This window comes from Streptococcus pluranimalium (genome assembly GCF_047785745.1).
GTDB lineage: Bacteria > Bacillota > Bacilli > Lactobacillales > Streptococcaceae > Streptococcus > Streptococcus pluranimalium_B.
In genome coordinates this window covers 1-14096 of the sequence record NZ_JBLOJT010000042.1, presented here as the reverse complement: position 1 = coordinate 14096, position 14096 = coordinate 1, and the positions used below count along the sequence as shown (strand labels likewise).

The 14096-nt window shown below is 38.6% G+C and carries 14 protein-coding genes and 1 pseudogene; all 15 read left to right on the top strand.

All coding sequences use genetic code 11. The features are described from left to right. Positions 1-431 precede the first annotated feature (431 nt). The 15 genes and pseudogenes from ACMZ6U_RS06050 (at position 432) to adhE (ending at position 13984) form a co-directional block, all read left to right on the top strand. The gene (locus tag ACMZ6U_RS06050; RefSeq protein ID WP_416107113.1) at positions 432-599 is read left to right on the top strand and encodes a hypothetical protein; all 168 of its coding nucleotides are present in this window, start codon (positions 432-434) and stop codon (positions 597-599) included. Continuing rightward, positions 554-860, top strand: a pseudogene (locus ACMZ6U_RS06045) (5-(carboxyamino)imidazole ribonucleotide mutase); the annotation flags it as partial. The gene ACMZ6U_RS06050 and the pseudogene ACMZ6U_RS06045, both read left to right, overlap by 46 nt. Continuing rightward, the gene (purK, locus tag ACMZ6U_RS06040; protein ID WP_416107111.1) at positions 847-1920 is read left to right on the top strand and encodes a 5-(carboxyamino)imidazole ribonucleotide synthase; all 1074 of its coding nucleotides are present in this window, start codon (positions 847-849) and stop codon (positions 1918-1920) included. The pseudogene ACMZ6U_RS06045 and the gene purK, both read left to right, overlap by 14 nt. Before the next feature lie 11 nt (positions 1921-1931). Beyond that, positions 1932-2171: a phosphoribosylaminoimidazole carboxylase gene (locus ACMZ6U_RS06035; protein ID WP_416107109.1), complete on the top strand. Its 240-nt coding sequence runs from the start codon at positions 1932-1934 to the stop codon at positions 2169-2171. A gap of 248 nt (positions 2172-2419) precedes the next feature. Further along, positions 2420-2929: a hypothetical protein gene (locus tag ACMZ6U_RS06030; protein ID WP_416107107.1), complete on the top strand. Its 510-nt coding sequence runs from the start codon at positions 2420-2422 to the stop codon at positions 2927-2929. Positions 2930-3059: 130 nt separating this feature from the next. Then, on the top strand, positions 3060-4352 hold the full coding sequence (purB, locus tag ACMZ6U_RS06025; RefSeq protein ID WP_416107105.1) for an adenylosuccinate lyase: 1293 nt from the start codon (positions 3060-3062) through the stop codon (positions 4350-4352). A 120-nt stretch (positions 4353-4472) separates the two neighbouring features. Then, a complete protein-coding gene (locus ACMZ6U_RS06020; protein WP_416107103.1) occupies positions 4473-5375 on the top strand; it encodes a helix-turn-helix domain-containing protein in 903 nt (300 codons plus the stop codon). A gap of 525 nt (positions 5376-5900) precedes the next feature. Next, positions 5901-6323, top strand: coding sequence for a low molecular weight protein-tyrosine-phosphatase (locus tag ACMZ6U_RS06015; protein ID WP_416107101.1), 423 nt, complete (start codon positions 5901-5903; stop codon positions 6321-6323). An 18-nt stretch (positions 6324-6341) separates the two neighbouring features. Beyond that, entirely contained in the window at positions 6342-6743 is a 402-nt protein-coding gene (locus tag ACMZ6U_RS06010; RefSeq protein WP_416107099.1) for a hypothetical protein, read from the top strand. Then, a complete protein-coding gene (locus ACMZ6U_RS06005; RefSeq protein ID WP_416107097.1) occupies positions 6740-8521 on the top strand; it encodes an acyltransferase family protein in 1782 nt (593 codons plus the stop codon). The genes ACMZ6U_RS06010 and ACMZ6U_RS06005 overlap by 4 nt, the downstream gene beginning before the upstream one ends. Before the next feature lie 249 nt (positions 8522-8770). After that, a complete protein-coding gene (locus tag ACMZ6U_RS06000; RefSeq protein WP_416107095.1) occupies positions 8771-9127 on the top strand; it encodes a GntR family transcriptional regulator in 357 nt (118 codons plus the stop codon). Next, positions 9120-9947 (top strand): ATP-binding cassette domain-containing protein, encoded by an 828-nt coding sequence (locus tag ACMZ6U_RS05995; RefSeq protein WP_416107093.1) that lies wholly within the window; start codon positions 9120-9122, stop codon positions 9945-9947. The genes ACMZ6U_RS06000 and ACMZ6U_RS05995 overlap by 8 nt, the downstream gene beginning before the upstream one ends. A gap of 2 nt (positions 9948-9949) precedes the next feature. After that, a complete protein-coding gene (locus tag ACMZ6U_RS05990) occupies positions 9950-10615 on the top strand; it encodes a hypothetical protein (protein ID WP_416107091.1) in 666 nt (221 codons plus the stop codon). A 162-nt stretch (positions 10616-10777) separates the two neighbouring features. Beyond that, on the top strand, positions 10778-11029 hold the full coding sequence (locus ACMZ6U_RS05985; protein ID WP_416107089.1) for a hypothetical protein: 252 nt from the start codon (positions 10778-10780) through the stop codon (positions 11027-11029). 345 nt (positions 11030-11374) lie between these two features. Beyond that, positions 11375-13984, top strand: a complete 2610-nt coding sequence (gene adhE / locus ACMZ6U_RS05980; protein WP_416107087.1) for a bifunctional acetaldehyde-CoA/alcohol dehydrogenase — start codon at positions 11375-11377, stop codon at positions 13982-13984. Positions 13985-14096: the final 112 nt, after the last annotated feature.

Below are 14096 nucleotides of genomic sequence, written 5' to 3'. Positions count from 1 at the left end.
AAGCAATTATATGGTGACTTCGGAGTTGGTTTAGGTTTTATTATCATTTGGATAGCGTTTATGGAGTACATCCTTACAAACCAATTGTTCGATTACCATTTTTCTTATTTTTTGGAACATTTGGCATTTACGGCGTACTTCGAGCTGTTACAGAAAAAATATTAGATATCTATAACTTAAAAAATGTATCTGAAGCAACTATAAATTAAGAAGAAGTCGCCAATCAAGCTAGTTGCAATACAACAAGCACTTATATACCTTATTGAATTTCTTGCAGCTCTTGTAACGGTTTTTCAATATATAGGAATAACATTTCCTTAATAGCCTTTAAAAGTTCGTGTCACGTTTTTTATACAAACTTTTTTCTTGTTTTATGTCATATTGTTCTGTTTATCACTCTAAATAGACAAAAAATATGTTATAATATCATTGTGCAAACAAACGAAACGAACGTTGTTTCGTTGGTATTAAGATGTGAGGTATCTTATATTATGAAACTCTTAGTTGTTGGTTCTGGTGGTCGTGGGCATGCGATTGCTAAGAAACTCTTGGAATCATCGCGGGAGCTGGTGGTGCAGCCCATTTGCCAGGTACGGTAGCTGCCAAAACAACTCTTCCTGTTATCGGTGTACCTGTTAAATCTCGTGCCCTTTCAGGACTGGACTCTCTATTCTATTGTTCAAATGCCGAGTGGTGTACCAGTCGCAACTATGGCAATCGGCGAAGCAGGTGCGACCAATGCCGCTTTAACAGCGCTACGGATCTTGTCTATCGAAGATACTACAATCGCTGAACAGCTCAGCCATTTCCAAGAGGAACAAGGAAAAATCGCGGAGGCTATGACAGATGACCTCAACTAAGACAATCGGGATTATCGGAGGCGGTCAGCTTGGGCAGATGATGGCCATTTCTGCCATCTACATGGGCCACAAGGTTATTACACTGGATCCAGCCGCAGATTGTCCAGCTTCACGGGTGTCTGAAGTCATCGTGGCAGCCTATGACGACGTTGATGCCTTGCGTGAGTTGGCAGAACGTTGTGATGTCCTCACTTACGAGTTTGAAAACGTGGATGCGGACGGCCTGGATGCTGTCGTGACAGGCAACCAACTTCCTCAAGGGACAGACCTCCTGCGTATTTCTCAGAATCGTATCACGGAGAAAGATTTCCTCTCGCAAAAAGCTGGCGTAGTCGTGGCCCCTTACAAGGTCATGACCTCAAGCGCTGATTTGGACGACATCGACTTGACCAAAAAGCAGGTCCTCAAGACAGCGACAGGAGGCTACGACGGACACGGGCAAGTGGTTATTTCGTCTCAAGAAGATTTGGCTAAAGCCCGTGACTTGGCTGACTCAACGGCTTGTGTTTTGGAGGAATTCGTCACATTTGATTTGGAAATTTCAGTGATTGTGTCCGGCAATGGAGCTGATTTTACTGTCTTTCCAGTTCAAGAAAATATCCACCGCAACAACATCCTCTCCAAAACCATTGCACCTGCTCGCATCTCTGATCAACTAGCGGAAAAGGCCAAATCAATGGCTTTACAAATCGCCAAGCAGTTGGATTTATCAGGAACCCTCTGTGTGGAAATGTTTGCTACAGCAGACGACATCATCGTCAACGAAATCGCACCACGCCCCCACAATTCAGGACATTACTCCATCGAAGCTTGCGACTTCTCGCAGTTTGACACCCATATCTTGGGCATTTTGGGACAACCGCTCCCTCAAATCCACCAATATGCGCCAGCCGTTATGCTCAACGTTCTCGGCCAACATGTGGAAGCCGCCCAAACCTATGTTCAGAACAACCCTAGCGCTCACCTCCACCTTTATGGTAAACTAGAAGCGAAACACAATCGGAAGATGGGACATGTGACCGTGTTTAGTGATGAAGCGGATAGTGTGGAGGAATTTTAGGGAGGTTTCTTATGATTAAAATCATTATTCACGCCTTTATAGAAAATGGTCAACTTGGTGTGGTTGAAGCACTCTATGCTTCGACTGACGAGAATTCTATTTCTAATAAAATGGCAGAGTTAGAAAAGCAGTTTCCAAATGATTATTTAGCTGTCTATGATTTGCCACTCAATACAGATCTAAACAAACTAGACCACTATCCGTCGGTTGCTATTGGTAAAGAGGAGTTTGGGGAAGGGATTGATTGGTAGAATTATGAGAAAATATCCAAGAGATAACATAAGGACATTACTGTTTTTATTGATTTTAGTGTTATTTTCTGGTCCAATGTTTTCATTGCTAATTAGTATATTTTTTCTGTGTATTTATACTGATTTTAATTCAAAATCTGAATATAGAACTATGGTTCGAGTCTCCTTATCCTAGTAAATTGTCCAGATTTACACCTTGTACTTAAATGGGTTTAGATTTAGATTTTCATTGAGTATTAAATACTGATTTGGGAGATTGGCTAAGTTTTTATGGAAGCGTTACAGGTATTGTAATATCACTAATTGTGATTCATTTTCAATTATCACCAGAAAGTGAAAAAGAGTTACGTAATTTACGTCCAGAAATAGTGTTGAATTATGATTTCCAACTTATTAAACCTAATTGCAGAATATATTTTGATGATAAAGAATGGTATAAAATCATGAAACTTGGGAAGAATAAGATTGTAGATTCTAATAGTTTTGAAAAATCATATTCTGAAGAGAATAAGCGAGATAAAATTTTATCTCTGGAAATGGTGAACAACCAGCCAATGTTTAATGTGTATATTTTCTTTGGTGAAGAGTTAAGCAGTGAACTTATTCCTAGAATCAGTACGGATGAAAGAGTTTATGTAGTTTCAAAAAAACATCAAAATGAAATTTACAATTATGTTTCATCTAATTCGGCAAAATTTCAACATGTTCCAGAGGCGGTTTCGCTTTATTTTACAACTTTATCTGGAGAAGTTTGTTGATATATTTATCAGCTAGATGACAAAGGATACTGTACTATTAGTCGTAAATATTTTGGGATACCTTATCCTAAAGAAAAGATTACTAACCATATCTGTGATTATTTAATAAGCAAGTAAAGGAGAAAATAAAATGATCGAACGTTACTCTCGTCCTGAGATGGCAAATATTTGGAGTGAAGAAAACAAATACCGTGCTTGGCTTGAGGTAGAAATCCTCGCTGATGAGGCATGGGCTGAGTTGGGAGAAATCCCTAAGGAAGATGTGGCGAAAATTCGTGAAAATGCGGATTTTGATATAGACCGTATTTTGGAAATCGAGCAAGAAACACGCCATGACGTGGTGGCTTTCACGCGTGCCGTGTCTGAAACACTTGGCGAAGAGCGTAAGTGGGTTCACTATGGTTTGACCTCAACTGATGTGGTGGACACAGCCTACGGTTACCTTTACAAACAAGCCAATGACATTATCCGTAAAGATCTTGAAAACTTTACTAATATCGTGGCTGACAAGGCGCGTGAGCACAAGATGACCATCATGATGGGTCGTACGCACGGGGTTCATGCGGAGCCAACAACCTTTGGTCTTAAGTTGGCTACTTGGTACAGCGAAATGAAACGTAACCAAGAGCGTTTCGAGCGAGCAGCAGCTGGCGTTGAAGCTGGTAAAATTTCAGGTGCGGTCGGTAACTTTGCCAACATCCCACCATTCGTTGAGGAGTATGTCTGTGGTAAACTCGGCATCCGTCCTCAAGAGATTTCAACTCAAGTCTTGCCTCGTGACCTCCACGCAGAGTATTTTGCCGTGCTAGCAAGCATTGCGACATCAATCGAGCGTATGGCGACTGAGATTCGTGGGCTTCAAAAATCTGAGCAGCGTGAGGTGGAGGAATTCTTCGCTAAAGGCCAAAAGGGTAGCTCAGCAATGCCCCACAAACGCAATCCAATCGGTTCTGAAAACATGACTGGTTTGGCCCGTGTTGTCCGCGGACACATGGTCACAGCTTATGAGAATGTTGCCCTCTGGCACGAACGTGATATCTCTCATTCTTCTGCAGAGCGTATCATCACACCAGATACAACCATTCTCATCAACTACATGCTTAATCGTTTTGGCAATATCGTCAAAAACTTGACCGTCTTCCCAGATAATATGCTTCGCAACATGAACTCAACCTTTGGCTTGATTTACAGCCAACGCGTCATGCTCAAGTTGATTGAAAAAGGAATGACTCGTGAAGAAGCTTACGATTTGGTACAACCAAAAACAGCTCATTCATGGGACAATCAAGTCGACTTTAAACCATTATTAGAATCTGATGAGAAAGTAACTTCTCGCCTCACACAAGAGGAAATCGACGAACTCTTCAATCCTGTATACTATACAAAACGCGTAGATGAAGTCTTCGAACGATTGGGGTTATAATGGACAAAAGAAACGGTGAACGTTTCTTTTTTTATGCTTCTAAAAATTTAAAAAATATTACTAAAAGGATAAAAAAATGGTATAATATAAATACAAATGAGAGAGGAGATAACTTGAGTTGTGGAAACTTTTGGTCTAAAAGTCAAAATTCTACGAAAAGAAAAAGGAATGTCGCAGGAAGAATTGTGCGAGGATCAATCGGAATTATCGGTTAGGCAGCTAATTAGAATAGAGGGGGGACAGGTTGCTCCCTCTCTTTCGAAAATGTTATTTATAGCCAAAAGATTAAATATTCCCCTACCAAGCTTGGTTGATAGTGAAGAATTTGAGCTACCATTTCGCTATAAAGAGCTGAAGTATCTTATAATGAGAACGCCAACTTATCGACAAGAACAGCAGATAAAGCAAATAACACAATATTTTGATGAAATTTATTTAGATTTTTTTGAGAAGTTACCTGAAGATGAGAAAATTGCTATCGAAGTTTTGCAAACTTCAATGGATATCCACTTAGATGAAGATGTTAATTTTGGTGGCGACTTAGTTAGAGAATCCTTTCAACAGATTCAATTGAAAAAACGATATGGATTAAATGATTTATTAATAATTCGTCTTTATTTTTTCTATATTTACTTTGCTAATTTTCAAGATACATTATTTGATTTATCAATCGTCAAAAAATTATGTGGGTATTTAAAAAAACAAGCCCAATTTACACATCCAAGCGATTTATTTCTACTAAGAGATATTCTTTTACAAGCCATTACCATACTGATTAAACTGGAAGAGTTCCAAGATGCGAGTGATTTAATTGAACAAATTAGAGATATAATATCGACAACCCAAGATTACCAAAAACAGCCTATCTTAGATATGATGGAATGGAAATTGATTTTAGCTCAACATAACAATAGAGGAGCAGCTGAAGCGAAATATAATGAGGCGCTTTTATTTTCACGTATAGTTGGTAATCAATATTTAGAAGAGCAACTAATTATTGAATGGGAAAAAGATTCACTGTAAACGGTTAATAATGGATTATATAACGAAAGGTTCTTAAGTTTTGTCTTACTTAAGAGCCTTTTGTTGTATGTGCTTTGAAACATACTAAAAACTTTTCTAATCCGATTATTTAAAATGTTTCCATAATGTTATTTAGGATGAAAAAGTTTCACTCACTCTGACGTGACTTTTTTGTCATGTTCTTTTGTTTTGTATTTGGATAAACTAAATTCATAAACTATAAAGGAGAACAAAAATGTTTGCAATTATTACTTCACTTATCTCATGTTTAGGTACTGCAACTGGTTGGTGGCTTGGATAATTGTCCATTTTTAATTTTTTAACGACTTTGCTAGTATATGATGTTAGTTGTCGGACTCTATTTCTGACCCCACATACTAATTATCTCATTTAGTTAGTTTTTGGCTAGTTTAAAGCGGTTTTCAGATATCGAAATGATGCGAGTTAGTTTTCATAAGTGTGGTATGTTACTTTTATGTATTTTCCTGATTACTTTTCTGTTATAATGTTATCAAGGAGTTGCTCATGAAAAAAGTATGTTTTGTTTGTCTTGGTAATATTTGTCGCAGTCCGATGGCTGAGTTTGTGATGAAGGATTTTGCTGGTGCGGATTGGCAGATTGAGAGTCGTGCGACGTCTTCTTGGGAGCATGGCAATCCTATCCATCGAAGAACACAAGCTATTCTTAAAGAAAAAGGCTACGCTTATGACCAATCAAAGACCTCTCAGCAAGTAACGTTAGACGATTTAGCTTATTTTGATGCCATTATTGGCATGGATGAGCAGAATGTTGCGGATTTAAAGCAGCTCTCTGCGGGACACTTTGACAATAAAATTCATCTCTTTTGTGACGGTGGTGTGCCCGATCCTTGGTACACTGGTGATTTTGAAGAGACCCATAACCTCGTCCGTAAAGGTTGCCACACTTGGTTGGAAGAATTATCTTAAACACGAAGAAAGAACATTATGAAACAGCTGATCGAAGATATCAAAAAAATAAAATTGACAAGAGCGACGATTGAACTCCTAACCGTTGCCTTTATTATTATCCTAGGTTTAAGTGTCTTTTTAATCCCTCTTAAACAGAAGGGAACTTTGACGTATGATCATCATAAAATCACTTATAACGGAGAAGTGGCCAATAACCGAATGAACGGTCAAGGTAAGTTAACTTATGAAAATGGGGATACTTATCAAGGGCAATTTAAAAATGGTGTTTTTGACGGTCAGGGGACCTATACGGCTGCCAAAGGTTGGTCCTATTCTGGTGAGTTTAAAAAAGGACAGGCTGATGGTCAAGGAGTTTTGAAAACAAAGGACAACAAGACCTACAAAGGTGAGTTTAAACAAGGAATTTATAAAAAATGAGAATAAAATGGTTTTCACTAGTTAGGGTAACCGGGCTGCTTTTAGTCCTTCTCTATCACTTTTTTAAAAATCAATTTCCAGGTGGCTTTATCGGTGTTGATATCTTCTTCACCTTTTCTGGTTTCTTGATCACAGCTCTAATGATTGACGAGTACAGTCGGTCAGATGCATTTGATATCATTGGCTTTTTAAAGCGACGTTTTTACCGGATTGTCCCTCCTTTAGTTTTGATGGTTTTGGTGACCATCCCCTTTACCTTTTTAGTCAAGTCGGACTTTGTTGCTGATATCGGTAAGCAAGCAGCAGCAGTGCTTGGGTTTACGACAAATTTCTACGAGATTTTTACAGGTAGTAGTTACGAAAGCCAGTTTATCCCTCATCTCTTTGTGCACACATGGAGTCTAGCTATTGAAGTGCATTTTTATCTTCTCTGGGCTTTGGTGATCTGGTTGCTTTCAAAACGTCATTTAACACCTCTCAAATTTAGAGGGATGATCTTCATGGTCTCATCTGCCCTGTTTGGACTGGGTTTTGTGAGTATGTTTATCAGAGCTTTCTTTACGGACAATCTTTCATTGATTTACTACTCTAGTTTGAGTCATAGTTTTGGATTTTTCCTAGGAGCTATTTTTGCGACGAATTCAGGTGTATCTGAGGTGACTCATCGATTTAAGAGAAATGCTCAACTTTGGTCTCTCAATCGAGCGATTGCTTATATGGCAGGCAGTTTCTTCCTTTTATTGTTACTGACATTCGCACTAGACTTTAATAACATTCTGACTTTTCTCTTTGGTTTCATTTTGGCAACTCTGTTTGCCTCAACCATGATTTATTCAGCGCGTGTCTTACATGAGAAAACACCAAATGCTAAAGAACCTGCTTTTATCACCTTTTTTGCAGACATCAGTTATGGTCTCTATCTATTCCACTGGCCCTTCTACGTGATCTTCAGTCAGCTCGTTGCTAACTGGTTGGCAGTGGTTCTCACCATGTTTTTCTCTATTCTTTTTTCAACGTTTTCTTTTTATGTTTTGGAGCCTTTCATTGCTGGGAAAATCCCTAGTATCCTTGGCATAGAGATAGATTTGAAACCCTACTGGAAAGCTATGGTAGGCATAGGTACAGCCCTATCTCTTCTACTGGTCATCGTTAGTGCGATGGCACCAAAAGTTGGGAAGTTTGAATCGGAGCTTTTGGTTAATTCTCTTAAACAATCACAGAATAGTTTGACAAGATCGTATATGGTCACTGCCGGAGATGTAGATGCCCTCAGTGACGTTACTGTTATTGGTGACTCTGTAGCTCTCCGCTCACAGACCGCTTTTAAGAAAATCATGCCTAAAGTGCAATTAGATGCAGCTGTCAGTCGAAATTTTGAAGATGCATTCACAATTTTCAAGAATCAAGCGCAAACAGGTACCATGTCAAGCACTGTCGTTGTCGCTGTTGGGGTAAATTCAACAAGTGGCTATGAGGAAGAAACTCAGAAATATATTAAAGTCCTACCAAAAGGTCACCGACTAGTTTTTGTGACCCCATATAATGCAAAAGCAATGGGAGATGTCAAAGCTATCAGAGACTACGAATTGAAGTTGGCTAAAAAATACCAATACGTTACTGTTGCGGATTGGTATACGGCGGCTGTTGATCATCCTGAGATATGGGAAGGCACTGATGGTGTTCATTATTCGGATGCCAGCACAGAAGGTGCTGACCTTTATGTTAATACTGTTCAAAAAGCAGTTGAACAAGTGGCTAAGCAGCCCGCTAAAAAATAAAGCACACAACAATGTCAAGCAGGCGAAATACCTTGTTTGGCATTGTTTTTTATTTGGAAAATTCATTATCTCAATACGATAACTAGTTTGATTTTCAATGAGTATGAGTAACAGATATTTTTTCAAAAAAGTTAAGAAAATACTTGCAATATTTTGTATTTGAGTTTATACTAAGTTCATAGGTTGATTAGTTGACCAACCAACCATAAAACCAGATTGATGTTTAAGAGAAAAAAAGAAGGTGACTATGTGAACGAAGCAATACCCATTTACATGCAAATCTCACAGATGATTGAAGATGACATTTTAAGCGGGCATTTCAAGGTTGATGATAAAGTACCATCTACCAATGAATTTGCCAAGATGATGCAAGTCAATCCTGCAACGGCAGGTAAGGGGCTTAACGATCTAGTTGATCAAGATATTCTATATAAAAAAAGAGGAATGGGCATGTATGTAACAGCAGAAGCTAGAGATTTGATTATTGCAAAAAGGCAACAAGCTTTTAGTCAGCACATGCTTCCAGCTTTTTTACAAGAAGCCAAACGATTAGATATTTCACTGGATCACTTGATTGAGATGATTAAGGAGGAGAAGAATGCTTAAGTTAGAAGAGATTACTAAAAAGTATGGTCGAAAAGTTGTTTTGCAACAGATTAATTTAGAATTTAAAGATCAGGTAGGCGTCTACGGTCTCTTAGGACGCAATGGTGTTGGGAAAACAACCATGATGAAACTGATAAATGACATGATTGCTTCGTATGATGGGCGTGTTAGCACTAGTTTTGACCTAGCCCACATCGTCTTTGTAACAAGTGATGTGTCTGATTATAATAGTATTTTTCAAGGTAAAATCACAAAACTAATCCGCTATTATGAAAACATGTATCCAAAGTTTGATGCTCATTATGCTGAAGAACTTCTAGCTCGCTTTAATCTTGATCCAAAGCTTAAAATCAAGAAACTATCAACAGGTAATAAAACATTGGTTTACAATATTTTGGGATTAGCAACTCGAGAAACGGTTACCGTCTTAGACGAACCTACGAATGGTCTTGATTCTGTCAATCGTCAGAAGTTCTTTGACGCTATGTTAGAGGATTATGCGCAACATCCTCGTCTCATTATCTTGTCAACGCACTTGATTCAAGAAGTTGAAAACTATTTGACCCATGTCATTATGCTTAAAGAGACTGCTTTATTGGTTGATGCTAATATTGAGGATGTTCAAGCTAGGGCAGTTCGCTTAAAGAATGCTGACCTTCCTAACAAATATATTCTTCATCAACGTCAACTGGGAAGCACGACAGAAACTTATCTCTTTGATACGATCACTGAGGAAGATATCCGAGAAGTGACTGGACAAGGTGGACAAGTTGGTTATTATGACCTACAGACACTCTTTAATTATCTAGTGGAGGACTAATCATGAAACGAACGTTAAAACTACGAGGCATGCAACTTTTAGATCATTTAAAAATAGCGGCACTGATTATACTTGTCTTTGCACTTATTGCTGCTTCATTTACAGTGCTAGCCCTCCTTTTTGGTGATAATAGCACCTTTGATATCCAAACCTATTCATGGATTAATGGCACCTTACAGTTTATATCCAGTATCTTCTCTATTTGGACAATCATTGTCTTTTTTACAGATGGGATGTCAGACTTTGACTCAGCTTTGCGATTTGGTAATAAACGCAAGAACTACTTCATTGCTAATTTCTTCATTTACGCTATTATAACCGCAGTGTCGAACTTCTTCACTTTTTTTGTTGATAACAATCGTTTCCCCTCTTGGCAGGATTTCTTGTCAGGATTCGGGACTAGTTTTGCTGGTTGTTTTGTTATTGCTATCTTTGGCTTTGCTATTTACAAATGGGGGTGGAAACTTATCTTCATCCTTCTTGCTATCAATTTCTTGGGTGGAATAGCAGTAGCCATGTTTAGTTTGCAATTACACGACAGTTTACCAGTCATTCTTGAAACCTTGTCACAGTTACCAGATTATGCTTACAAGGGTATTGGAGTTTTGATCTTATTAGCGCTTATCTCAGTCTATTATTGGATTATTGCTAAAGTCGAAGTGAAGTAATAACTTAATCTAGGCTTCATGATACCAGCATAGTGTTGGTGTTGTCATAAGATTTTTAGAGTTTAGAAAAACCTTTTGAAACAGACGAGTCATGTTATTGATGAACAAGGCTCTTAAGCTTAAGTTAGGACAAAGGCATCATTGAAAATAAGGAGCAGTTTAATGACTAACATAGTAGTGATATTAATAATTGCGGGTGTTATTGGTCTACAAACTATTGCTGGCTATTTTGGCAACAAGTACTTGGGATTTATTCTACCTATCTTGTTTATCGTAATCGTCCTTTATCTGTTTTTAAGAGGGAATTTAACTTTCTCAGTTAGAGATATCTTAATGCCTCTTGTTGGGATTATTTCCTTAGCCATGATTTATGAAAGAGCGGATAAGGCAAGACAGTTGAAACAGAAACGCTAGTAACAAATGAGCCTTATAATGATAGTTGTTGCAAAAACTTGAAGCCATCTAGCTTGTAGACTTCACTATTTTGTGAGTCCAAGTCAAGAAACTTAAATGTTATAGTCGATAAGCTAGTGCTATTTCTGATGTGGATAACTCCTCCTAATCATTTGGGAGGGGTTTTACTTTTAGAAAAATGCAAATCTCCTAAAACTTTTTAGGCAAAGAAGAGAAAAAAACAAAAAGTTTGAAAAAAAGTTCACAAAAACACTTTACAAGGAAATTTATTGTGATATAATTAACATATAAACAAATTGTGAAACCTTTAACAAAATAAAATGTTATATTTTAAAGGAGTTTATTATGGCGACTAAAACAGTTGAAGTAACAGAGACAGTTCAAAAATCAAACACACAAGAAGTTATTGATCGCTTGGCTGAACAAGCGGTTGTCGCTTTGGATGCAATGGCAGATTTCACACAAGAACAAGTGGATCACATTGTTCACCAAGCTGCGATTGCTGCGCTTGACAAACACATGCTTTTGGCTAAGATGGCTGTTGATGAAACTGGTCGTGGTGTTTATGAAGATAAAGCTATTAAAAACATGTACGCTTCAGAATATATCTGGAATGCTATCAAAGATAACAAAACAGTAGGTGTCATTTCAGAAGATAAAGAAGCAGGGCTTGTTTCTATCGCAGAGCCAGTCGGCGTTATCTGTGGAGTAACACCAACAACTAACCCTACATCAACAACAATCTTTAAAGCTCTCATCGCTTTGAAAACACGTAACCCAATCGTGTTTGCCTTCCATCCATCAGCTCAACAATCATCTGCTGAAGCAGCCCGTATCGTTCGTGATGCAGCTATCGAAGCAGGTGCTCCTGAAAACTGTATCCAATGGGTTGAAGAACCATCAATTGAAGCAACAGGACTCTTGATGAATCACCCTAAAGTAGCAACAGTTCTTGCGACTGGTGGACCTGGCATGGTTAAAGCAGCTTACTCAACTGGTAAACCTGCCCTTGGGGTTGGTGCTGGTAATGTGCCGTCTTACATCGCAGCAGATGCTAAAATTAAACGTGCTGTTAACGATATTATCGTTTCAAAATCATTTGATAATGGAATGATTTGTGCTTCAGAACAAGCAGCTATCGTTGATGAAGAAGTTTACGATGATGTCAAAGCGGAATTTGAAGCACATCAATGTGTCATCATTTCTAAAAAATCAGACCTTGAAAAGCTTGAAGCAGCTGTTCTTAACGAAGCTAAAACAGCAGTCAATGCTAAAATTGTTGGTAAGTCCGCAGAAGAAATTGCTAAATTGGCAGGCTTGAAAGTTCCTAAAGGAACAAAAATTATCCTTGCTGAAATCAAAGATGCGGGACCAGACTACCCACTTTCACGTGAAAAATTATCACCAGTTCTTGCTCTTATCAAATCAAAAGGTGTCAAAGACGGTTTTGATAAAGCAGCCGCTATGCTTGATCTTGGTGGACTTGGTCACACAGCTGTTATCCATACCGAAGACGAAGATCTTCAAATCCAATATGGTATTCGCATGAAAGCTTGTCGTGTACTTGTTAACTCACCATCAGCTGAAGGTGGTATCGGTAACATCTACAATGAAATGATTCCATCATTGACACTAGGCTGTGGTTCATATGGTCACAACTCAATTTCACACAACGTGGGGGCATTCGACTTGATTAACGTTAAGACATTGGCAAAGCGTCGCAATAACATGCAATGGTTCAAATTGCCACCAAAAGTTTACTTCGAAAAAAACTCAATCACTTACCTTCGCCAAATCAAAGCTGAAAAAGTGATATTGGTTTGTGACCCTGGTATGGTTCAATTCGGTTACGCCGATCTTGTTCGTAAACAATTGGCACTTAACCCTAATAATCCAAGAGTAGAAGTCTTCTCAGACGTTGAGCCAAACCCATCAACAAACACTGTTTACAAAGGTCTTGAATTGTTCAACAACTTCCAACCAGACACAATTATTGCTCTCGGTGGTGGTTCATCTATGGATGCTGCTAAAGCCATGTGGATGTTCTTTGAAAATCCAGATGTTAGCTTCTTTGGCGCCAAACAAAAATTCCTTGATATCCGTAAACGTACTTACAAGATTCCTTACGCAGAAAAAACAACCTTTATCTGTATCCCAACCACATCTGGTACAGGATCAGAAGTAACACCGTTTGCAGTTATCACTGACAGTGATGACCATACCAAATACCCACTTGCTGATTACGCCTTGACACCTGATATTGCTATCGTTGACCCAGCACTTGTTATGAGTGTACCAGCGAGCGTTACAGCTGACACTGGTATGGACGTTTTGACTCACGCTATCGAATCATACGTCTCTGTTATGGCTAGCGACTATACGCGTGGACTCTCACTTCAAGCCATTAAATTGGTCTTTGAAAATCTTGAAACATCTGTTAAAAAAGCAACAGAAGAGTCACGTGAGAAAATGCATAATGCTTCAACCATGGCTGGTATGGCTTTCGCCAATGCCTTCCTAGGTATATGTCACTCAATCGCCCACAAAGTTGGTGGTGAATGGGGCGTCCCTCACGGACGTACCAATGCTATTCTCTTGCCACACATCATTCGCTACAATGCTAAAGATCCTCAAAAACATGCTATGTTCCCTAAATATGACTTCTTCCGTGCGGAAAAAGACTACGCAGACATTGCTCGCTTTATGGGATTCAAGGGTAAAAATGATGCTGAATTAGCAGAAGAACTTGCTCGTCGTGTCTACGAACTTGGAAAAGCAGTTGGTATTGATATGAACTTTAAATCACAAGGAGTTAAGAAAGAGCAGTTGAAAGCAGATGCTGATCGCCTTGCTGAAAAAGCTTACGAAGATCAATGTACGACAGCTAATCCTAAAGAGCCACTCATCTCTGAACTTAAGGAAATCATTGAAATTGCCTATGATTATAAAGGCTAATTTGGAGTGAAAAATGACTGAAAAAATGTATAGCTGTCTTGTCATAATATGGTTGGTATTATCTGGTAACATCCTTCTGTAGAGAAGTAAAAACGTGCTTACGGGCACGTTT